Below are 22,544 nucleotides of genomic sequence, written 5' to 3'. Positions count from 1 at the left end.
TGATAATGCAATTTTCAGCCGCAAGCATGGCGAATTGAGGAGTTTATGCGCTACTGGGGAAAAGTTATTGGTCTGGCTCTCGGCTTACTTTCCGGAGCAGGCTTCTGGGGCATTGTACTGGGTCTGATCATTGGTCATATGTTTGACAAAGTGCGCAGCGTAAAAGGACAGGGCTATTTCGCCAATAATCAGGCGCGACAGACGCTGTTTTTCAGTACCACTTTTCAGGTGATGGGTCATTTGACCAAGTCAAAAGGGCGCGTCACCGAGGCAGATATCCAGATTGCTTCCTTATTTATGGATCGTATGCAACTGCATGGCGATGCCCGCATGGCTGCGCAGCGTGCTTTCCGCGAAGGCAAGCAAAGTGACTATCCGCTGCGGAATAAATTGCGTGAACTGCGCAGCGCCTGTTTTGGTCGTTTTGATCTGATTCGGATGTTTCTGGAAATTCAGATTCAGGCAGCATTTGCTGACGGTTCACTGCATCCCAATGAACGCCAGGTGCTGTATGTAATCGCGGAAGAGCTGGGCATTTCGCGGGCACAGTTCGATCAGTTCCTTCGCATGATGGAAGGTGGGCAACAATTTGGTGGCGGTGGCTCCTCTTATGGTGGTGCTTATCAACAGGCGAAACGCGGACCGACGCTGGATGATGCCTGTAGTGTGCTGGGGGTAAAAAGCAGCGATGACAGCACCACCATTAAACGCGCTTACCGTAAGCTGATGAGTGAGCATCATCCGGACAAACTGGTGGCGAAAGGGTTACCGCCAGAAATGATGGAGATGGCGAAGCAGAAAGCGCAGGAGATTCAGGCGGCTTACCATTTGATTCGTAAGGAGAAAGGATTTAAATAGCCTGGAACATTAAGATTGAATTTGAAAGGGCCGTCATGACTGACGGCCCTTTTTTATGACCTGCAGATTAAAAATCTGCTGGCTGCTTAAACGTCATGCTGTTGCCAAACGCCGGATGGGTAATGGTTAATGACTCCGCGTGCAGTTGCAGACGCGGCGCCATGCTCAGTGCTTCTTCATGGGCATAAAAGCGGTCGCCCAAAATCGGGTGACCCAGCGCCAGTAGATGCACGCGCAGCTGGTGCGAGCGCCCGGTAATCGGTTTAAGCCGCACGCGGGCACTGTGGTTGGCTTCGTACTCCAGCACCTGATATTCCGTCTGCGCCGCTTTGCCGTTCTCGAAGCACACCATTTGCTTAGGGCGATTGGGCCAGTCGCAAATCAGCGGCAGATCGATCAATCCTTCTTCCGCGACTGGATGACCCCAAACGCGCGCCACATAGTACTTTGACGGCTCACGCTCGCGGAACTGTCGCTTCAACTCGCGCTCTGCGGCTTTATTCAGTGCCACCACGATCACCCCGCTGGTGGCCATATCCAGTCGATGCACCGATTCCGCCTGGGGGAAATCACGTTGAATGCGCGTCATCACGCTATCTTTGTGCTCCTCCAGCCGGCCTGGCACCGACAACAATCCGCTTGGCTTATTGACCACCATAATGTGCTCGTCCTGATACAGAATATGTAGCCAGGGTTCGAGCGGCGGATTGTAGGCTTCCATCAACATGTCGTAATGGCCTTCAGCAATTATTGGTGCGTGACAACGATCAGACGCAGCGCGTCCAGACGCCAGCCCGCATCACCGAGGCTCGCCAGCACCTGCTCGCGATTGCTTTCCAGCGCTTCAACCTCATCATCACGGATGTTGGGGTTGACCGCTCGCAGCGCTTCAAGACGTGATAGCTCGGCACTCAGCTTCTCATCCGCCTCGACTTTCGCCGCTGCGATGATCGCCTGTGCTTCCGGAATCACCACTTTTTCGGCCTGGGTCAGAATCTCGTGCACTTCCTGCTGCACTGCGTTAACCAGTTTGCTACCGGTATGACGATTCACGGCGTTTAACTGGCGGTTAAAGCTTTCAAACTCCACTTTGCCTGCCAGGTTGTTGCCCGCACGATCCATCAGCAGACGCACCGGCGTTGGCGGCAGGAAGCGGGTGAGTTGCAGGCTTTTCGGAGCCTGCGCTTCAACCACGTACACCATCTCAACCAGCAGCGTCCCAACCGGCAGCGCTTTGTTCTTCAGCAGTGACAATGCACAGCTACCGGTATCGCCGGACAGGATCAAATCGAGACCATTACGGATCAGCGGATGTTCCCAGGTGATGAACTGGGTGTCTTCACGCGACAGCGCCTGGTTACGGTTGAAGGTCACGGTGCAGCCATCTTCCGGTAAACCTGGAAAATCCGGCACCAGCATATGATCGGATGGCGTCAGCACGATCAGGCTGTCACTGCGGTCTTCCTGGTTGATGCCGACGATATCGAACAGGTTCAGCGCGAAGTTAACCAGGTCGGTGTCGTTATCCTGTTCGCCGATAGCATTCGCCAGCGCCTGCGCTGCTTCGCCGCCGTTGGAGTTCAGCTCCAGTAAGCGGTCACGACCCTGCTCCAGCTGCGCTTTCAGCGTGTCGTGCTGTTTGCGGCTCTCTGCAATAAATTCATCCAGCCCCTGTGGATTCTCAGGTGCGGCGAGGTATTCGATTAACTTGCTGTATTCGCTGTCATAAATGGCGCGTCCAGTTGGACAGGTATGCTCAAACGCATCCAGGCCTTCGTGGTACCAGCGCAGCAGCACCGCCTGGGCGGTTTTTTCCAGCCATGGCACCAGGATCTGAATGTCGTGCATTTGGCCGATACGGTCGAGACGGCCAATACGCTGTTCCAGCAGATCCGGGTTAAACGGCAGGTCGAACATTACCAGACGGCTGGCGAACTGGAAATTACGGCCTTCAGAACCGATCTCCGAGCACAGCAGTACCTGTGCGCCTTCTTCTTCTGAGGCGAAGAACGCCGCAGCGCGGTCGCGTTCCAGAATGGATAATCCTTCGTGGAACACTGCAGCACGAATACCTTCGCGCTCGCGCAGCACCTGCTCCAGTTGCAGCGCAGTGGCAGCCTGAGCGCAAATCACCAGCACTTTCTCTTTACGGTTGCTGGTCAGGTAGCCCATCAGCCACTCAACGCGTGGGTCGAAGTTCCACCAGGTACCGCTATCACCTTCAAATTCCTGATAAATCTTTTCCGGATACAGCATGTCACGCGCGCGTTCTTCTGCGCTCTTGCGCGTGCCCATAATGCCGGAAACTTTAATCGCGGTTTGATATTGCGCAGGCAGTGGCAAACGAATCTGGTGCAGTTCGCGTTTCGGGAAGCCCTTCACGCCGTTACGGGTGTTACGGAACAGCACGCGGCTGGTGCCGTGGCGGTCCATCAACATCGAGACCAGCTCTTTGCGTGCTTCTTCTTTGCCTTCACGATCGCTGTTCGCCACCTGCAGCAGCGGCTCGATGTCCTGTTCACCGATCAGGTCATTGATCAGGTTCATCTCTTCTTTGGTGATCGCCTGATCGGCCAGCAGCGAACTCACCGCATCGGCCACCGGGCGATAATTCTGCTGCTCAGCCACGAACTGGCTGAAGTCGTGGAAGCGATTTGGATCGAGCAGACGTAAACGGGCAAAGTGACTTTCCAGACCCAGCTGTTCCGGCGTGGCCGTCAGCAGCAATACGCCTGGCGTTTTTTCCGCCAGCTGTTCAATCACCTGATATTCACGGCTCGGCGCCTCTTCGCTCCAGGCCAGATGGTGAGCTTCATCGACCACCAGTAAATCCCAGTCGGCATCAGCCAGTAATTCCAAACGCTGCTTATTGCGACGCACGAAGTCTAGCGAGCAGATAATTAATTGCTCGGTTTCAAAAGCGTTATCGCTGTCGTGCTGGGCTTCGGTGTAGCGGTCGTCATCAAACAGGGCAAAGCGCAGGTTGAAGCGGCGCAACATCTCTACCAGCCACTGGTGCTGCAGCGTTTCCGGCACCACGATCAGTACGCGATCGGCACGACCGGCCAGCAGCTGTTGCTGAATAATCATCCCGGCTTCAATGGTTTTACCCAGGCCCACTTCATCCGCCAGCAACACGCGTGGCGCATGACGACGGCCAACATCATGGGCGATATGCAGCTGATGCGGAATCAGGTTGGTGCGCATGCCGCGCAGGCCGCTGATCGGCAGGCGATACTGCTCACTCTGGTATTTACGCGCACGGAAGCGCAGGGAAAAACGGTCCATACGGTCGAGCTGACCGGCGAACAGACGATCCTGAGGTTTGCTGAACACCAGCTTGCTGTCCAGCATCACTTCGCGCATCACCACGCCGCTTTCTTCTGTGTCGAGACGCGTGCCGATGTAAGTCATTAATTCGTTATCGTTGCGGACTTCATCGACGCTCATCTGCCAACCTTCGTGGTTGGTGATGGTGTCGCCCGGATTGAATATCACACGGGTGACGGGAGCATCATTACGGGCATACAGGCGGTTTTCGCCGGTTGCCGGGAACATCATGGTGATCATGCGCGTATCGATCGCCACCACCGTTCCTAATCCCAGTTCACTTTCCGTATCACTAATCCAGCGCTGACCCAGTGTAAAAACCATATATTTTTAGCTCGACTCTCTGACATGCCATAAAGAAGTTCACCTGCTCTCAGGCAATACATCACCGCCAAACGAGAGTTTGGTCAGAGTGTCTATGCGGTGAGAAACAGGAAGGGCGCTATGGTACTGGATGGCAGGGCATTCGTCACCTGTCAAAAAAGCCCCAGCTGCCCGGTGATAAGTGTAGCAAAGTCATCGCCGACGAAGGGTAAAATGCCATCTGCCACCGGTTGTAACTGTTTGGTGACATAGTGATCATAGTCGAGCGGCGTGGTGCGCGCTTCCAGCGGTTCCGGGCCAGCGGTCGCCATCACATAGCGAATGGACCCGCCATTTTGATGCTGTAATGGACGCTGTAATTTCCGATTTTGCTCATCGGCGAGGCGAGCAGCGCGTACATGGGGTGGCACGTTTTTTTCATAATCTTTTAACGGGCGGCGCAGGCGCTTTTTGTAGACCAGTAATTCATCCAGTTCGCCCGCCAGCAGCTGCGCCACGGTCTCACGGATATAATCCTGCCATGGCTCACCACGGAAAATTCGGCCATACAGATTTTGCTGGAACTGCTGCGCCAGCGGTGTCCAGTCGGTGCGCACTGACTCCAGCCCTTTAAACACCAGCCGTTCTGTTCCGTCGCTGCGAATCATGCCGGCGTAGCGCTTTTTACTGCCTTGTTCAGCACCGCGAATGGTGGGCATCAGGAAGCGACTGAAATGGGTTTCGTACTCTAATTCCAGTGCGCTCTCCAGCCCGTAAGTCTGCTGCAGATGTTGCTGCCACCACGCATTGACCTGTTTAGCCAGACGATGACCAATGGCAGCGGCCTCCGCCTCGCTGTGTGCGCCTTTCAACCAGACAAAGGTGGAGTCGGTGTCGCCATAAATCACATCAAACCCTTCGGCCTCAATCAGCTCGCGTGTTTGCTGCATGATGGCGTGGCCACGCAGGGTAATTGAAGACGCAAGACGTGGATCAAAGAAGCGACAGGCGCTGGTGCCAAGCACGCCGTAAAAGGCATTCATGATAATTTTCAGCGCCTGTGACAAAGGCTGATTGCCGTTGCGTTTAGCCGCTTCACGCCCTTGCCAAATCTGCTCCACAATCGCTGGCAGGCAATGGGTTTGGCGTGAGAAGCGCGCATGGCGAAACCCGGGCACGGAATCGGCATCGTCTGGATGCGCCAGCCCCTCCACCAAACCGACGGGATCGATCAAAAAGGTGCGAATAATGGAGGGATAAAGGCTTTTGTAATCCAGCACCAGCACCGAGTCGTACAGGCCGGGCCGTGAGTCCATCACATAACCACCCGGGCTGGCTTCGGGTGCCACTTCACCAAGGTTAGGTGCCACGAATCCTGCGCGATGCATACGCGGAATATAAAGATGACCAAACGCCGCCACCGAACCGCCGTGACGATCGACCGCCAGGCCATTGACCGTGGCGCGTTCCAGCAGAAACGGCATGATGGCAGTGTGCTGGAAAATACGCGTCACCAACTCGCAATCTTTCAGGTTGTACTTCGCCAGCGCCGGTTTGTCATGGGCAAAGCGCCAGTTGATCTCTTCCATACGCTGCCACGGGTTATCAATGGCTTTGCCTTCGCCAAGCAACTGACGGGATACAGCTTCGAGACTAAAGGAGGGGAAATCCCAGAAAGCGGACTTCAGCGCTTCAATACCATCAATCACCAACCGTCCTGTGGCTTGTGCGAAGAAGACGCCAGGCTTAAAGCCGTGCTCGCGCCACTCCAGCGCCTGATTGTGACGACCTAAACGCAGCGGGATGCCGTAGCGGTCGGCGTGTTTCTGCAGGACGCGTAAATCGAACTGCACCACGCTCCAGCCGATGATCACATCAGGATCGTGGCGGGCGAACCAGGCATTGAGCTGTTCCAGCAGCTGCGGGCGGCTATCCACATAGATGAGATCGAAATCGAGCGTGCTGGCATCGCCATTGGGTGGACCCAGCATATACACCTGGCGCTGACCGCAGCCCTCCAGCCCGATGCAATACAGCTCACCGTGTTCCGTGGTTTCGATATCCAGCGAAACCCATCTTAGCTGCGGGCGGTAATCAGGGTGCGGTTTCAGGCGAGCATTGACCACGCTATCGCCGCGCACCTCGCCGCTGAACCACACCGGCGCAGTGATAAAACGCTCCATCAAATAGCGCTCTGGCGGGCGGATATCGGCCTCATACAGCGTGATGCCATTTTCTCGCAGGCGCTTTTCCAGGTTTTGCAGCTGGCGATGGCTGCGACAATAAAGGCCAAACACCGGACGACGGCGGAAATCTTTCAGTTCGAGCGATTGCACACGAATATGCCGCTCGTCACGGATCAACGCTTCGGTTTGCTGGCGGAACTCTTCTGGAATGAAAGCCACGGACTCTTGTGCCGGTAGCACCAGCCGCTGTGGACCCTGATCAGTCGCCAGCCACAGCACCACTTCGCTGCCGGTTGGGGTATCTCGCCAGTGGCGGGTAAGCAAAAAACCTGCGCGTGGTTCGGTCACGTGAACTCCGGGAAATGAATTGCCTGAAGTATATCATGGATGTTTATACAGTGCCTGTGTGTGGCGACATTGTCAGTACTCTGTCAACATCGTCCTACAATTCTTGCCTTGACGGTTTGGCGCTGGCTCCGGACAATCCAGCCTCTATATTCCGCAGAGGATAGTTATGGAAGCCTGGATTCAACATCTGTTTTCGCAATCGCTGGAGTACGCGCTGATGGCCGTGGCGCTGGTGACCTTCCTTGAGTCGCTGGCGTTCGTGGGATTGCTGTTGCCAGGTACCGTATTGATGGCCAGCCTTGGGGCGCTGGTGGGCAGCGGACAGATTGGTCTTTATCCTGCCTGGGCGGCGGGTTTTGCCGGTTGCCTGATTGGTGATTGGGTCTCGTATGGCATCGGCTGGAAGTTTCAGGGGCCATTACACCGCTGGAAATATCTGAAAAAGTATCAGGGCCTGCTGGATAAAACTGAGCACGCGCTGCATGAACACAGCATGTTTACCATTCTGGTGGGGCGCTTCGTCGGCCCAACGCGTCCGTTAATTCCACTGGCGGCGGGCATGCTGGAGCTACCGGTGCGCAAGTTCCTGCCGCCCAACCTGATTGGCTGTATTCTCTGGCCGCCGGCTTATCTGATGCCGGGTATCCTCGCCGGTGTGGCGATTGATGTGCCGCAGGCCGCGCAAGGCGGCCATTTTAAGTGGCTGCTGTTGCTGGTGGCGTTGCTGGTGTGGATGGGATTCTGGCTGATGTGGCGCTGGTGGCGCAGTGGCAAAACCACTGATTGGGCGACGAAATATCTGCCGCAGGCGCGCTTACGCTGGCTGGCACCGCTGGCAGCGGCTATCGGCGTGGCGGCATTTATCGCCATTCAGTATCACCCGATGATGCCCATCTTCCGTCATCTGTTGTGGAAAGTGTTCTTCGCTTAAGGCTTTTTCACGCCAAGGATGGCCGCCGCTTCACTCTCTCCACTGATCAAGCTCGCGGTGCGGCCATCCCAGTAAATCCGACCATCGACCACCACCAGACTGCGCGGCGCAATTTGCTGGGCATCTTCCAGGCTGTGCGACACCATCAGCAGCGTGATATTGCGGCTTTCACACACCTTACGCACCAGTTGCAGCATCTCACCGCGAAGCGCCGGATCGAGCGCAGAGAAGGGCTCATCGAGCAGCAGGATCGGCCGATCGCGCAACAGGCAGCGCGCTAAGGCCACGCGCTGACGTTGACCGCCGGAAAGCTCGACGGGCAAGCGGTTCAGCATCTCCGCTAACCCGGTCTGCTCAGCGATGGTGGCCAACTGTTGTTGCTGTTCCCGCGTCAGTTTCAAGCCCGGATGCAAACCTAACCCCATATTTTGCTGCACCGTCAGGTGCGGGAAGAGATTGTTCTCCTGGAACAGCATCGACACTGGTCGCGCCGACGGCACGCTGCGCGTGTGATCGACGCCATTCATCATCAGGGTTCCCTGGCTCACTGGCAAAAAACCGCCGATCAGACTGAGCAAGGTGCTTTTGCCTGCGCCGCTGGGACCAAGGATTGCCAGACGTTCACCCACCTGGGCTTCAAAACGGAAGCGCATTGGCAGATGCTGGTAAAGATAAGTGAGATTATTCAGTGTCAGCATGGCGACCCGGCAGTTTTTCCATCAGGGTAAAGAGTAACAGGCACAGCGATAACAGCAGCAGTGCCGTAACGGCACCGTCTGCGCCGCGGTAAGCGCCAATTTGCTGGAACAGATAGAACGGCAGCGTACGGAAATCGGCGCTGCCAAACAGGGCCACCACGCCGAAATCACCAATCGACAGCACGCAGGCAAACGCCAGCGCTTGTGCAATGGGCCGCTTCAGCGCGCGCAGTTCAATCAGTTTCAGGCGATTAATACCAGCAATGCCCAGTGATGCGCAGAGCGGGGTGTAGCGAGCGCTGATATCGCGCATCGGGTTCTCCAGTACCTTCATCGCATAAGGGATGGCAATCAGCGCATTGGTGAAAATCACTAAGCCATCGGCGCGCTGCGGCAGGCCGATGGTCGCGTTGAACAGCAGGAAAAAGCCGCTGGCCAGCACGATGCCGGGCATCGCCAGGATCAGCATACCGCTTAGCTCCATTGCCTGTGCCGCAACGTTGCGCTGACGCTGACGCAGCTCGCGACTGCTCCATAGCAACATGATGGTCAGCACCACGCACAGCAATCCGGCGCCGATGGCGATGCGCAGTGAGGTGAAGGTCGCTTGCCATAACGCGGGCTGTTGCAGCGCACCTGCAACACCACCGCGCAAGCCATCAACGATCACCGCAGCGAGCGGCGGCAGCAACAGCAGTAGCGCACAGACAATCAGTAGCGTGTCGCCGATCCGGGCATGCCAGCAATCCTGTGGATCACGCCAGCCGCGAATATTTTGGCTGCCGGTAGGGATGGCCTTACTGAAGCGTTGGCTGAGCAGCACCAGCAGCAAACAGCATCCGAGTTGTAACAGTGCCAGTAGCGCCGCACGGCTGGGATCGTAATCAAAACTCAGCGCCTGATAAATCGCTAGCTCTAACGTGGTGGCGCGCGGTCCACCGCCCAATGCCAGTACCGTGGCAAAGCTGGCGAAGCACAGCATAAAAATCAGGGCTGCGGTGGGCAGGATCTGACGTCGCAGCCATGGCCACTCGACCAAACAAAACAGGTTCCAGCCACGCAGGCCAAGCTGGGCGGCTAACTGACGCTGTTCGCCGGGAATACTTTCCAGCGCCTGTAGCAGCATTCGGGTGGCAAGCGGCAGATTGAAGAACACATGTGCCAGCAGAATGCCCTGCAAGCCATAGGGCGAGAAGCTGTAGTTGAGGCCTAAAAGGCCACAGAGTTGTGCCAGCCAGCCGCTGCGACCGTAAACACTGAGCAAGCCAAATACGGCCACTAAAACCGGCAATACCAGCGTCATGGCACACAGGCGCAGCAGCAGATTACGTCCCAGAAAGCGGCGACGATACAACGCACGTGCCAGCAGAATCGACGGCAGCACCGAGAGCAGGGCAGATAAAAGCGCCTGCTCAAACGAGAAGGCCAGGACGTGGTGCAGATAACTGTCTGACAGCAGGGCGCGCCAGTCAGTGACCGGCGCCGCCATCACTAAGGCGCCAAACGCCAGCAGTGCCACTGCGCACAATAGCAGCGCAACGGCACTTCCAGGAATTAACCAGGCTGGCATTAACGGCTAACGGCTTGTTGCCAGGTGCGAATCCAGTCCGCGCGATGATCGGCCACTTCGGCTGAGCTATATTGCAGCGCATTCGCCGGCACGGTCAGCGACTGATAACCGGCAGGCAGATCGCTTTTGATCACCGGATACATCCAGTTGCCAGTCGGAATGGTCTTCTGGAAGGCTGGCGACACCATAAATTGCATAAACTGCTGCGCCAGTTTGGGCTGTTTGCTGCTAGCGAGCTGTGCAGCCACTTCCACTTGCAGATAATGGCCTTCGCTAAACGGCGCAGCGGCGTAGTTATCTTTCTTCTCTTCGATGATGTGATATGCCGGAGAGGTGGTGTAACTCAGCACCAGATCGCCTTCGCCTTTCAGGAACAGGCCATAGGCTTCGCTCCAGCCCTTAGTGACGGTGACCGTTTTCTGTGCCAGCTTCTGCCAGGCGTCAGGTGCTTTATCGCCATACACTTTTTGCATCCACAGCAGCAGGCCTAATCCCGGTGTGCTGGTCCGTGGATCTTCATAGATCACACGCCACTTTTCTGGGCTTTCAACCAGTTCTTTCAGGCTTTTCGGTGGGTTCTTCAGCTTGTTTTTATCGTAGATGAAGGCGAAGTAGCCGTAATCGAACGGAACGAAGGTGTCGTTATGCCAGCTATCAGGCAGTTGCAATTTACTGGTGTCGACGGTGCTTTTCGCGAACAGGCCGGTTTTTTCGGCGGCTTGCACGAGGTTGTTATCGAGGCCCAGCACCACATCGGCTTTGCTGTTTTTGCCTTCCATCCGCACGCGGTTGAGCAGCGACACGCCATCTTCCAGCGCCACATAGTTCAGTTCACAGCCGCACTCGGCTTCAAAGGCTTTTTTGACGGCAGGGCCGGGGCCCCAATCTGCAGAGAACGAGTCGTAGGTGTAAACGGTAAGAACAGGCTTGACAGCCAACGCCGGGGCAGAGATCAACAGCAACACGGGCAAGACTTTGTTTAACACTTTGCGCTCCTTGAGGAGAAGATAAAGTTGAGTCGCAAAGGATCTGAGTTATCGCTCATCTCAAATCCCTACGCCGGTATGAGCCGGATCAGGTTCGACGGGTTTCTCTCAGCCCAATACCAGGGCACCCCGTTGAGAACGGCTTATTTTAGACACTTCTGTGACAGCACGAAAGTGTCACAGCTCCGGTGGTGCAAACCAGGCCGATTTAAAGTCAAACCAGCCGAGCGTGTTGAGCCGCACACCGCGCATACTGCGCTGGCCTTCCAACAGTAACCAGTGATGGAAGAGCGGATGAACAAAGTCGCTGTTCACCAACTGTTTGCTCCACTCGGCCAGAGGCAAGGCTTTCTGTCGCCACTGTTGTGCATCTGCGTGCCAGTCAATCGGAACGCAGTGATGCATGAGCGGCAATTCGTAGAGCTGCGCAAACAGTGCGTAGTCGAGCGGCAGAGTGAAGTTGACGCTGCCGAGCCAGATGTCACTCTCTCCTTCACCTTCGAACCACTCTTCGTAGCTCAGCTCGCGCGTGATCAGCTCAACGCCCTGTTCAGCCAGCAGCGGGCGCAGGGCGTTAGCAATCCCTTCATGCTCGACATGATGGCTGTACCAGCTGATGGTCAGTTGCGTGAGTCCATCGGGCTTTTCGGCTGGGGTGAGATCGCGGCGATGATGCCAGCGCGGTAAGAAACCGTATGCCGGGAACCAGTAGCGCTGATAGCCCACACCCGCATGGTTGAGCAGGGCAATCGGGTTAAGCAGATAGCTCACCCAGCGTCGAAAATGGGCATCCTTACCACGCTCTGAGCGCTGGTCGAACAGCAGGAAATAGCAACCTTCTTCCAGACGGCTCTCTTCGGATTTCTCATCGGCGGTTTCCCCCTGCAGCTTCACGCCGGCATACACCAGCTCGTCGCTGATTTCCGGCAGCACCCAAATCGACACGTCATCAATCAGCGCGCGATAGCCAAAATAGTCATCAAAGGCGGCAATTTTCAGCTGCGTCTGCTGGTTGCGTACCACGCTGTACGGACCGGTGCCGATGGGTTGACGGGCGAAATAGCGCAACGTCGGCCATTCGCGCGGCAGGATCATCGCGCTGACGCTGGCCAATAGCCATGGCAGCCAGCTATCGGGCTGTGTCAGATGAATATCCAGCGTCCAGGGGGCGGGAGAGTGCAGTTTGTCGATATGTGAGAACAGCGGCTGACTGCGTACACGTTCCAGTGAAGCGATGATGTCTTCCATCTCCAGTTCGCGGCCGTGGTGGAAGCGAATCGCGGGTCGTAAAAAGAAACGCCAATGGAGTGGGGAGGTTTGTTGCCAGTGATGGGCGATATCCGCTTCGATTTCCCCCTTTTCCTCATTTATCCGCGTCAGGCCGTTAAAGATTTGTCGCGCCAGATGGGTTTCCGAACGACGCAGCGGCGAGCCCGGCAGCAGATTGGGCAGCGGACGGTAATAGAGCACGCGCAGGATGTGCTTGCCCTGGCGGAAACTGCGCCCGAGATGCGCCGCAATCATCTGCCGCACCTGATTCTTATCGCCCACCAGTTGCACCAACTGCTCTATGCGGTCCTGCTCCAGTAGATCTTCGGCGCGCTGCTGCTGGAGTGCCAGGCCAGTGTAATTGAAGCTCAAAGTCGAACGCTTACCGCGCCCGGCTTCTGCCTGCCAAATCAGCCAGCCCGCATCCTGCATGGCATTCAGCAGGTTACGCATATGGCGCCGCGAGCAGTGCAGTCGTTCAGCCAGAGCGCTTAAGGTGGTTTCCTGATCCAGCCCCTGGCAGCTTTGCCACAGGCGGATGAACTGCTGTTGCAGTCGCGCAGAGGACATAAAAGGGGAACTCCTTCTCAGAATCGCTCAGTTTTTCCTGCCCCATATTAGAGGCATACTGCCAGGCAATGGAAGAGCGGGAGGCATTCAGCAATGAATGGCGCTCTGCCAGCGGTTCCACCGACGTGGAGCCTTTTCTGAGTAGGGTGCATTTCACCGCCAGCAGCGTTTTCTCTGCTGGCTTTTTTCGTTTTGCTGTGAAATCTTCTACCCTCTTTGTCTTAGCCTCATTTCTCCGCAAAGGGATTTCTGCATGAAATCGCTGTTAACGCGCCAGCGTCGTATCAATCCGGTTTATCTCTCTTTTATGGCGGTGTCGTTTATGACCGGTGTCGCCGGTGCGTTGCAGGCACCCACGCTGAGTCTGTTTTTGACGCGCGAAGTGCAGGTGCGACCGTTTTGGGTCGGGTTATTTTTTACCATCAACGCGATTGCCGGGATTGTGATTAGCCTGCTGATGGCGAAACGTTCGGACAATCGCGGCGATCGTCGCAATCTGATTCTGTTTTGCTGCCTGATGGCGGTACTGAATGCGCTGCTATTCGCCTTTAATCGTCATTACCTGACGTTGATCAGTGTGGGCGTGTTGCTGTCAGCGCTGGCCAGCGTGGCGATTCCGCAGATCTTTGCGCTGGCACGCGAGTATGCGGATCAGTCGGCGCGTGAAGTGGTGATGTTCAGCTCGGTAATGCGTGCGCAACTGTCGCTGGCATGGGTGATTGGCCCGCCGCTGTCGTTCGCCTTAGCGCTTAACTATGGCTTCGTGACGCTGTTCTGCGTGGCGGCGGCGATTTTCCTGCTCAGTATGCTGCTGATTTGGCGCACTCTGCCTTCAGTGCCGCGCGTGGCCGCGACGCCAGAGCAGGTGCTGACCCAGCTCAGTCCGTGGAAAGATAGCCAGGTGCGAATGCTGTTTATCGCCTCGGTAGTGATGTGGGCGTGCAACACCATGTATATCATCGATATGCCGCTGTATATCAGCTCCACATTGGGGTTGCCAGAAAAACTGGCGGGATTATTGATGGGGACGGCGGCAGGGTTGGAGATTCCTATCATGCTGCTGGCCGGACACTACGCGAAGCGCTTTGGTAAGCGCAAGTTGGTGCTGTTAGCGCTGGTGGCGGCGATTCTGTTCTATCTCGGACTGGTGTTGTTCCAGTCGCGCACGGCATTGATGGTGCTTCAGCTGTTCAACGCGGCGTTTATCGGCATCGTCGCGGGAATTGGCATGCTGTGGTTCCAGGATTTGATGCCGGGACGCGCGGGCGCAGCGACCACGATGTTTACCACCTCGATATCGACCGGTTTGATTATTGCAGGATTGATACAGGGCACGCTGAGCGAGCGCTTTGGCCATGAGTCGGTGTACTGGCTGGCATTAGCGATGGCGCTTGTGGCGTTGGGGCTGGCGTCGCGCGTGCGTGATGCCCAATAAATAAAAAGTCGCCCGCAAAGGCGACTTTATAAACATCCAGTGCGTCTCTATTCGGGGCGCATTCATACGCACCGAATAGGGCATTAACGCAGGAATGCTGGCTGAGTGGTCTCGTAGTTGGAGATGGACGCTTCGTGTTGCAGCGTCAAACCAATGCTGTCGAGACCGTTAATCATGCAGTGACGGCGGAAGCTGTCGATTTCAAAGCTGTAAGACTTATCACCCGCCGTGACGGTCTGCGCTTCCAGATCCACGGTAAAGGTCACGCCTGGCTGCGCGGCCACCAGTTTGAACATCTCATCCACTTCTTCATCGCTCAACTTCACCGGCAGCAGCTGGTTGTTAAAGCTGTTGCCATAGAAAATATCCGCGAAGCTGGGTGCAATCACCACGTGGAAACCGAAATCGGTCAGGGCCCATGGGGCGTGCTCACGTGATGAGCCGCAGCCAAAGTTTTCACGCGCCAGCAAGATGCTGGTGCCTTTAAATTCCGGCTTGTTCAGCACGAAACCTGGGGTTGGCACGGTGCCCGCATCATCTTCGAAGCGCCAGTCGTGGAACAGGTGCGCGCCAAAACCGGTGCGCGTCACTTTCTGCAGGAACTGTTTTGGAATGATGGCATCGGTATCGACGTTCGCCGCATCCAGTGGCGCCACAATTCCGGTGTGTTGGGTAAATTTGTTCGCCATGGCTTAAGCTCCCTGAGTCAATTCACGAATGTCGGCAAAACGACCGGTTACTGCCGCCGCTGCAGCCATCGCCGGGCTCACTAAGTGAGTGCGACCGCCACGGCCCTGACGACCTTCAAAGTTACGGTTACTGGTGGAGGCACAACGCTCGCCTGGGTTCAGACGGTCATTGTTCATCGCCAGACACATGGAGCAACCCGGCAGACGCCATTCAAAACCCGCTTCCAGGAAGATTTTGTCCAGACCTTCGGCTTCGGCTTGTGCCTTCACTGGGCCTGAGCCAGGGACGACCATGGCAACAACGCCTGGTGCGACTTTGCGGCCTTTAGCGATGGCTGCCGCAGCGCGCAAATCTTCAATTCGTGAGTTGGTGCAGGAGCCGATAAAGACTTTGTCGATAGCGACTTCAGTCAGTTTAATACCCGGCTGCAAATCCATGTAAGCCAAAGCTTTCTCGGCAGAAGCACGCTCAACCGGATCGGCAAAGGATTGCGGGTTAGGGATCGCCTGATCCACCGCCATCACCTGGCCTGGGTTGGTGCCCCAGGTGACCTGCGGCGCGATATCGGCCGCGTTCAGGGTGACAATGGTGTCGAATTTGGCATCGCTGTCGGACTTCATCGTACGCCAGTAAGCGACGGCTTCATCCCACTGCTCGCCCTTCGGTGCGAACTGCTTGTCTTTCAGATAAGCGAAAGTGGTTTCATCCGGCGCGACCAGGCCCGCTTTGGCACCCATCTCAATCGCCATGTTGCACAACGTCATACGGCCTTCCATGCTCAGCGCTTCAATCGCCGGGCCACAGAATTCCACCACGTGACCAGTACCGCCGGCGCTGCCGGTTTTACCAATAATCGCCAACACGATATCTTTCGCCGTAATGCCCGGCGCCGCTTCGCCCAGCACTTCAATCTTCATGGTTTTGGCACGGCCCTGTTTCAGGGTCTGCGTGGCAAACACATGCTCAACTTCGGAGGTGCCGATACCGAATGCCAGCGAACCGAATGCGCCGTGGGTCGCGGTGTGGGAATCGCCGCAGACGATGGTCATGCCTGGCAGCGTCATCCCTTGTTCAGGCCCGATCACGTGCACGATACCCTGGAACGGGTGATTCAGGTCATACAGCTGAATGCCGAACTCAGCACAGTTCTTGATCAGCTCTTGCATCTGAATACGCGCCATCTCACCCGACGCGTTAATGTCTTTGGTCTGGGTAGAAACGTTGTGGTCCATGGTGGCGAACGTCTTCGACGGCTGGCGCACTTTGCGGCCGTGAGCGCGCAGGCCATCGAAGGCCTGCGGTGACGTCACTTCATGGATCAGATGGCGATCGATGTACAGTAACGGGGTTTCGTTTGGTGCTTCGTGGACGACATGTGCATCAAATAACTTCTGGTATAAGCTTTTCATTTTATTATTTTTCCTCAGCGATGAAACCGGCAATGATGCTGCCCATTTCATCTGTGCTCACAGCTGGGCCGTTACCGGCTAAATCGCGGGTACGATGGCCCGCTTCCAGCGCACGGCTGACCGCACGCTCGATACTGTCTGCAGCTTCAGCGGCATTCAGGCTGAAGCGCAACAGCAGAGACAACGAGAGAATCTGAGCAATTGGGTTGGCAATGTTCTGACCGGCGATATCGGGCGCAGAACCGCCCGCAGGCTCATACAGACCGAAACCTTCTTCATTCATGCTGGCAGAAGGCAGCATGCCCATGGAACCGGTGATCATCGCGCATTCGTCTGACAGGATGTCACCGAACAGGTTAGAACAGAGCAGCACGTCAAACTGTGATGGATCTTTAATCAACTGCATGGTGGCATTATCGATGTACATGTGGCTCAACTGCACATCCGGGTAATCTTTTGCCACTTCATTAACGATTTCACGCCACATCACTGAGGTCTGCAGCACGTTGGCTTTATCCACTGACGTCACTTTGTTACGACGCTTGCGTGCGGCTTCAAAGGCGTTACGTGCGATACGCTCGATCTCGAAACGGTGATACACCTCGGTATCAAATGCACGCTCATGTGGACCGCTACCTTCGCGCCCTTTCGGCTGACCAAAGTAGATGCCGCCGGTTAATTCACGCACGCAGAGGATGTCGAAACCGCGTGCGGCGATGTCGCTGCGCAGTGGGCAAAACGCTTCCAGGCCTTTATATAAGGAAGCGGGGCGCAGGTTGCTGAACAACTTGAAGTGCTTACGCAGTGGCAACAGTGCACCACGCTCAGGCTGGCCCGCTGGCGGCAGGTGTTCCCATTTTGGACCACCGACAGAGCCGAACAGAATCGCATTCGCTTGCTCTGCACCGGCAACGGTGGCAGGCGGCAGCGGTTCACCGTGACGATCGATGGCGATACCGCCAACATCATATTCGCTGGTGGTGATACGCATGTCGAAGCGCGCGCGAATTGCGTCGAGAACCTTGATAGCCTGCGCCATCACTTCCGGGCCGATTCCGTCGCCTGGCATTACCGCAATATGATAAGACTGAGTCATAGTTACACCGTTTCCTTCTGATCTTTAAATTTACGCTGCAATTCTTTTTCTACCTGTTTGGCGCGCCAGATGTTGTTCAGGGCGTTCACCATCGCTTTAGCAGAAGATTCGACGATATCAGTCGCCAGGCCAACGCCATGGAATTTACGACCGTTGTAGTTCACCACGATATCAACCTGGCCCAGCGCGTTCTCGCCGTGGCCTTTCGCGGTCAACTTGTAGTTCACCAATTCTGCTTCAAAGCCGGTGATGCGGTTGATGGCCTGATACACGGCGTCAACCGGACCGTTACCGGTCGCAGCATCGGCTTTGGTCTCTTCGCCACAGCCCAACTGCACTGACGCGGTGGCAGTGACGCTGGAACCGGTCTGCACATTAAATTCGTTCAGCTGGAAATACTCTGGCTCTTCGTTCTGTTTGTTGATGAACGCCAGCGCTTCCAAATCGTAATCAAATACCTGGCCTTTCTTGTCGGCCAGCTTCAGGAAGGCATCGTACAGAGCATCGACGTTGTAGTCGGAATCTTTGTAGCCCATCTCTTCCATGCGATGTTTCACCGCAGCACGGCCAGAGCGTGAAGTCAGGTTCAACTGAATTTTGTGTAAGCCGATCGATTCTGGCGTCAGGATTTCGTAGTTTTCGCGGTTCTTCAACACGCCATCCTGGTGAATACCAGAGGAGTGAGCAAACGCACCCGTACCCACAATCGCTTTGTTGGCTGGAATCGGCATGTTGCAGATTTGGCTGATTAACTGGCTGGTGCGGTAGATTTCCTGATGATGGATATTGGTGTGCAGGTTCATGATCTGCTGACGGGTTTTAATCGCCATAATCACTTCTTCCAACGCACAGTTACCGGCACGTTCGCCCAGGCCATTGATGGTGCCTTCAACCTGACGCGCACCTGCTAACACCGCTGCTACGGCATTGCCGGTTGCCATGCCCAAATCATCATGGGTGTGAACAGACAAGATAGCTTTATCGATGTTCGGTACGCGTTCGCGCAACTGGCTGAAGATGTTGGCGTACTCGTGCGGCAAGGTGTAACCAACCGTATCCGGGATGTTGATGGTGGTCGCGCCGGCGTTGATCGCGGCTTCCACTACGCGGCACAGATCGTCGATAGGCGTACGGCCACCGTCTTCGCAAGAAAACTCAACGTCATCGGTATAGTTGCGGGCACGTTTAATGGAGGCTACCGCGCGGTCAATCACATCTGGCAAGGTACTGCGCAATTTGGTGGCGATATGCATTGGCGAAGTGGCGAGGAAAGTATGAATGCGGAATGCTTCAGCCACACGCAAAGCCTCGTAGGCGGCATCAATATCCTTATCCACGCAGCGAGCCAGGGCAGCAACGCGGCTGTTTTTCACCGAGCGCGCGATGGTTTGCACCGATTCGAAATCGCCAGGCGAAGAGATAGGGAAACCGACTTCCATTACATCCACGCCCATACGCTCCAGCGCCAGGGCGATCTGCAGTTTTTCTTTAACACTCAGGCTGGCCTGTAATGCCTGCTCGCCGTCGCGCAGAGTGGTATCGAAAATAATAACTTGCTGGCTCATGGTCATCTTCCTTTTGCTTTAACTCAACTTCGCCGGTGTAACGAGCATAAAAAAACCCGCGCATCGGCGCGGGTTCTTTAAACTTCTTCAGGTTCGAATCAGTGATTGATTCCACCCACAAGTCTACCGCGCAAACTGAATGCGTTTAGTAGTAGACCGAGTAGGCGGAAAGAATGGAACATGAATCAAACCTCGTAAATTTTGTGCTGCACATATTGATACTGGGATTGCTGTGGGAAGTCAACCCTAAGTGAAAGGGTATTTCTTTTGTCGGTTAAGGGCGATCTGCTGCGAATATCCCGCTACACAGAGCTTTGGCATTAATTAGCTGCATGCATAATGGCTTAAACAGCCTAAAAAATTTTTTATAAAAACGAATTAATTTTAAGTTATTGAATTTAATATGTTTAATCGGGGTTTTGGTACAATCATAAAAACAAGATTTGGCGGGTTGCTTAGCACAATGTCATGCAAGAAGCGGATTTTGAAGTTAATCACGCCAGAAAGTAATATTCAGGAAAAATTGTGGGCTAACCGGCCAGGCAATATGAAAATCATATTTCTTAGAACACGCTGCAAATAATCATGAAACCAGCATTTTCATCTGTGGTTGTGGGATCGCATTAGTTTAATCCTCGCGAGCGATTATCACGTGTCAGTGCCTTTTGTGCCGAAATAAGCCTGTCGCAGCCTCCTGTCGTTTGCAGGCCGGGTTTTCTGCGGTTATGGTAATCGACCTACTCTTAAAAGAATCAACTCAAGTAGATTCCCTGTACCTGGAAGGCAGAAATGAATTCTGTCATCTGAGCATAAACATAAGGTTTTGATCTTAACTGGCGAATACGGGGCTGGGTGTCAGTGGCGCAGGGGCAATGCGCGTCACGAGATCCGGTTCCTCAAGCCTGGAGGCAGAAAATGGAGATGTTGTCAGGAGCCGAAATGGTCGTCCGTTCGTTAATCGATCAGGGCGTTAAGCAGGTATTCGGCTATCCGGGCGGAGCAGTGCTCGACATTTACGATGCGCTGCAAACGGTCGGTGGAATTGACCACGTATTAGTGCGTCACGAGCAAGGCGCTGTGCATATGGCAGATGGTCTGGCACGCGCGACCGGCGAAGTCGGCGTGGTGCTGGTCACCTCAGGTCCAGGCGCCACCAATGCCATTACCGGTATTGCGACGGCCTATATGGATTCGATTCCGATGGTGATTCTGTCGGGTCAGGTGCCGTCTTCACTGATCGGCTACGATGCGTTCCAGGAGTGCGACATGGTCGGGATTTCCCGTCCGGTGGTCAAACACAGCTTCCTGGTGAAAAACGCCGAAGAGATCCCAACCGTGCTGAAAAAAGCCTTCTGGCTGGCAGCAAGCGGCCGCCCAGGCCCGGTGGTGATCGACCTGCCAAAAGATATTCTTAACCCAGCGAACAAACTGCCGTACGTCTATCCTGAGTCGGTCAGCATGCGCTCTTATAATCCGACGATTCAGGGGCATAAAGGACAGATTAAGCGTGCACTGCAAACGCTACTGGCCGCGCATAAGCCGGTGATTTATGCCGGTGGCGGTGCGATTATGTCCGGCTGTGAGGCGGAGCTGCTGCAGTTAGCTGAACAGCTGAATATTCCGGTCACCATGTCACTGATGGGCCTCGGCGTGTTCCCTGGCACGCATCGCCAGAGTGTAGGCATGCTGGGTATGCACGGGACTTACGAAGCCAATATGACCATGCACAATGCCGATTTGATTTTCGGCATTGGTGTGCGCTTCGATGATCGTACCACCAACAACCTGGCGAAATATTGCCCGAACGCCACCATCATGCATATCGACGTCGATCCGACCTCGATTTCCAAAACCGTCAGCGCGGATATTCCGATTGTGGGTGATGCGAAGCAGACGCTGTCGCAGATGCTGGAGTTGCTGGCGCAAAGCGATGCGAAGCAAGAGCTGGATAGCCTGCGCGACTGGTGGCAGACCATTGATGGCTGGCGTAGCCGTAAGTGCCTCGAGTTCGATCGCACCAGCGACAAGATCAAACCGCAGGCGGTGATCGAAACCATCTGGCGTCTGACTAAGGGGGATGCGTACGTTACCTCTGATGTCGGCCAGCATCAGATGTTCGCTGCGCTCTATTATCAGTTTGATAAGCCGCGTCGCTGGATCAACTCCGGTGGCCTTGGCACCATGGGCTTCGGCTTACCGGCTGCGCTGGGGGTGAAAATGGCGCTGCCGGATGAAACCGTCATCTGCGTGACCGGTGATGGCAGTATTCAGATGAACATCCAGGAACTGTCGACGGCACTGCAGTACGATTTACCGGTGCTGGTGCTGAACCTCAACAACGGTTTCCTCGGTATGGTGAAACAGTGGCAGGATATGATTTATTCCGGCCGCCACTCGCAATCCTACATGCAATCGCTGCCTGACTTTGTGCGTTTAGCCGAAGCCTACGGACACGTGGGTATTTCCATCGCGCACCCCGCTGAGCTGGAAGAGAAGCTGCAGCTGGCATTGGATACCCTGGCGAAAGGGCGTCTGGTGTTTGTTGATGTGAATATCGACGGCAGCGAGCACGTTTACCCGATGCAGATTCGCGGCGGTTCGATGGATGAGATGTGGCTGAGCAAAACGGAGAGGACTTAATTATGCGTCGTGTGTTATCGGTACTGCTGGAAAATGAATCCGGCGCATTGTCTCGCGTAGTGGGTTTGTTCTCACAGCGCGGCTACAACATCGAAAGCCTGACCGTTGCGCCAACCGACGATCCAACACTGTCGCGCATGACCATTCAGACGGTCGGCGATGAAAAAGTGCTGGAGCAGATTGAGAAGCAATTGCACAAGCTGGTGGACGTGTTACGTGTCAGCGAGCTAGGGCAGGGTGCTTACGTTGAACGTGAAATCATGCTGGTGAAGATTCAGGCAAGCGGGTATGGCCGTGAAGAAGTGAAGCGCAGCGCGGAAATTTTCCGTGGCCAGATTATCGATGTGACGCCAACGCTGTACACGGTTCAGCTGGCAGGCACCAGCGATAAACTCGACGCCTTCCTCAACACGGTACGCGATGTTGCTGAGATCGTTGAAGTGGCGCGATCAGGGATTGTGGGCGTGTCACGTGGCGATCGTGTGATGCGTTAATTCCGCAGGGTTATCATCCTGCTTCCAAGCTAACCCGGCGTAATGCCGGGTTTTTTTTATTTAATGCGCTTGTGAGTGCTGCCCGATAAAAGCGGTTGCTCAGCGTAGTGTTCTGCGGTTAGATGTTACAAATGTTTTACCCATAGCTACTCTGCGGACATTTACC

The 22,544-nt window shown here is 55.3% G+C and carries 17 protein-coding genes and 1 riboswitch; of the genes, 5 read left to right on the top strand and 12 right to left on the bottom strand.

Features of this window, described 5'->3' with window-relative positions:
* Positions 1–45: 45 nt before the first annotated feature.
* Entirely contained in the window at positions 46–858 is an 813-nt protein-coding gene (gene djlA, locus WFP70_RS07310) for a co-chaperone DjlA (protein WP_337023093.1), read from the top strand.
* Positions 859–925: 67 nt separating this feature from the next.
* On the opposite strand, the gene rluA is transcribed toward djlA, so the two are convergent.
* The 3 genes from rluA to polB all read right to left on the bottom strand — a co-directional run bounded on the left by rluA (position 926) and on the right by polB (position 7,025).
* Entirely contained in the window at positions 926–1,585 is a 660-nt protein-coding gene (gene rluA, locus WFP70_RS07305) for a bifunctional tRNA pseudouridine(32) synthase/23S rRNA pseudouridine(746) synthase RluA (RefSeq protein WP_337023092.1), read from the bottom strand.
* 20 nt (positions 1,586–1,605) lie between these two features.
* Entirely contained in the window at positions 1,606–4,512 is a 2,907-nt protein-coding gene (rapA, locus tag WFP70_RS07300) for an RNA polymerase-associated protein RapA (RefSeq protein WP_337023091.1), read from the bottom strand.
* Between the two features lie 152 nt (positions 4,513–4,664).
* Complete coding sequence (gene polB / locus WFP70_RS07295) at positions 4,665–7,025, bottom strand: DNA polymerase II (protein ID WP_337023090.1); 2,361 nt, start codon at positions 7,023–7,025, stop codon at positions 4,665–4,667.
* A 166-nt stretch (positions 7,026–7,191) separates the two neighbouring features.
* On the opposite strand from polB, the gene WFP70_RS07290 reads away from it, so the two are divergent.
* Positions 7,192–7,956, top strand: a complete 765-nt coding sequence (locus WFP70_RS07290) for a DedA family protein (RefSeq protein ID WP_337023089.1) — start codon at positions 7,192–7,194, stop codon at positions 7,954–7,956.
* Here the strand turns inward: WFP70_RS07290 and thiQ are convergent.
* The 4 genes from thiQ to sgrR all read right to left on the bottom strand — a co-directional run bounded on the left by thiQ (position 7,953) and on the right by sgrR (position 13,049).
* Positions 7,953–8,654, bottom strand: coding sequence for a thiamine ABC transporter ATP-binding protein ThiQ (thiQ, locus tag WFP70_RS07285; protein WP_337023088.1), 702 nt, complete (start codon positions 8,652–8,654; stop codon positions 7,953–7,955). The two genes, WFP70_RS07290 and thiQ, sit on opposite strands and share 4 nt — an antisense overlap.
* Positions 8,638–10,224, bottom strand: coding sequence for a thiamine/thiamine pyrophosphate ABC transporter permease ThiP (thiP, locus tag WFP70_RS07280; protein ID WP_337023087.1), 1,587 nt, complete (start codon positions 10,222–10,224; stop codon positions 8,638–8,640). The genes thiQ and thiP overlap by 17 nt, the downstream gene beginning before the upstream one ends.
* The gene (thiB, locus tag WFP70_RS07275) at positions 10,224–11,210 is read right to left on the bottom strand and encodes a thiamine ABC transporter substrate binding subunit (protein ID WP_337023086.1); all 987 of its coding nucleotides are present in this window, start codon (positions 11,208–11,210) and stop codon (positions 10,224–10,226) included. Before thiB ends, thiP begins: the two co-directional genes overlap by 1 nt.
* Positions 11,211–11,257: 47 nt before the next feature.
* Positions 11,258–11,352: riboswitch (TPP riboswitch) on the bottom strand.
* A 35-nt stretch (positions 11,353–11,387) separates the two neighbouring features.
* The gene (gene sgrR, locus WFP70_RS07270; protein WP_337023085.1) at positions 11,388–13,049 is read right to left on the bottom strand and encodes an HTH-type transcriptional regulator SgrR; all 1,662 of its coding nucleotides are present in this window, start codon (positions 13,047–13,049) and stop codon (positions 11,388–11,390) included.
* A 253-nt stretch (positions 13,050–13,302) separates the two neighbouring features.
* On the opposite strand from sgrR, the gene WFP70_RS07265 reads away from it, so the two are divergent.
* Entirely contained in the window at positions 13,303–14,484 is a 1,182-nt protein-coding gene (locus tag WFP70_RS07265) for an MFS transporter (RefSeq protein ID WP_160868735.1), read from the top strand.
* An 83-nt stretch (positions 14,485–14,567) separates the two neighbouring features.
* On the opposite strand, the gene leuD is transcribed toward WFP70_RS07265, so the two are convergent.
* From leuD to leuL, 5 genes are all read right to left on the bottom strand, one after another.
* The gene (gene leuD / locus WFP70_RS07260) at positions 14,568–15,173 is read right to left on the bottom strand and encodes a 3-isopropylmalate dehydratase small subunit (RefSeq protein WP_038649091.1); all 606 of its coding nucleotides are present in this window, start codon (positions 15,171–15,173) and stop codon (positions 14,568–14,570) included.
* A gap of 3 nt (positions 15,174–15,176) precedes the next feature.
* Positions 15,177–16,583, bottom strand: a complete 1,407-nt coding sequence (leuC, locus tag WFP70_RS07255; RefSeq protein ID WP_058960909.1) for a 3-isopropylmalate dehydratase large subunit — start codon at positions 16,581–16,583, stop codon at positions 15,177–15,179.
* Positions 16,584–16,587: 4 nt separating this feature from the next.
* On the bottom strand, positions 16,588–17,679 hold the full coding sequence (gene leuB / locus WFP70_RS07250) for a 3-isopropylmalate dehydrogenase (RefSeq protein WP_058960908.1): 1,092 nt from the start codon (positions 17,677–17,679) through the stop codon (positions 16,588–16,590).
* A gap of 2 nt (positions 17,680–17,681) precedes the next feature.
* Entirely contained in the window at positions 17,682–19,244 is a 1,563-nt protein-coding gene (gene leuA / locus WFP70_RS07245; protein ID WP_034826001.1) for a 2-isopropylmalate synthase, read from the bottom strand.
* A 98-nt stretch (positions 19,245–19,342) separates the two neighbouring features.
* Positions 19,343–19,426 carry a leu operon leader peptide gene (leuL, locus tag WFP70_RS26770; RefSeq protein WP_101749442.1) on the bottom strand — a complete coding sequence of 28 codons (84 nt, stop codon included), beginning with the start codon at positions 19,424–19,426 and terminating at the stop codon, positions 19,343–19,345.
* A gap of 733 nt (positions 19,427–20,159) precedes the next feature.
* Here leuL and ilvI point away from each other — a divergent pair.
* Both ilvI and ilvN read left to right on the top strand, forming a co-directional pair.
* Positions 20,160–21,884: an acetolactate synthase 3 large subunit gene (ilvI, locus tag WFP70_RS07240; RefSeq protein WP_034825999.1), complete on the top strand. Its 1,725-nt coding sequence runs from the start codon at positions 20,160–20,162 to the stop codon at positions 21,882–21,884.
* A 2-nt stretch (positions 21,885–21,886) separates the two neighbouring features.
* Complete coding sequence (gene ilvN, locus WFP70_RS07235) at positions 21,887–22,378, top strand: acetolactate synthase small subunit (protein WP_034825997.1); 492 nt, start codon at positions 21,887–21,889, stop codon at positions 22,376–22,378.
* Positions 22,379–22,544 lie beyond the last annotated feature (166 nt).

This window comes from Pantoea sp. USMM079 (assembly GCF_037153115.1).
Lineage (GTDB): Bacteria > Pseudomonadota > Gammaproteobacteria > Enterobacterales > Enterobacteriaceae > Pantoea > Pantoea communis.
This window is presented reverse-complemented; position numbering and strand designations above follow the sequence as displayed.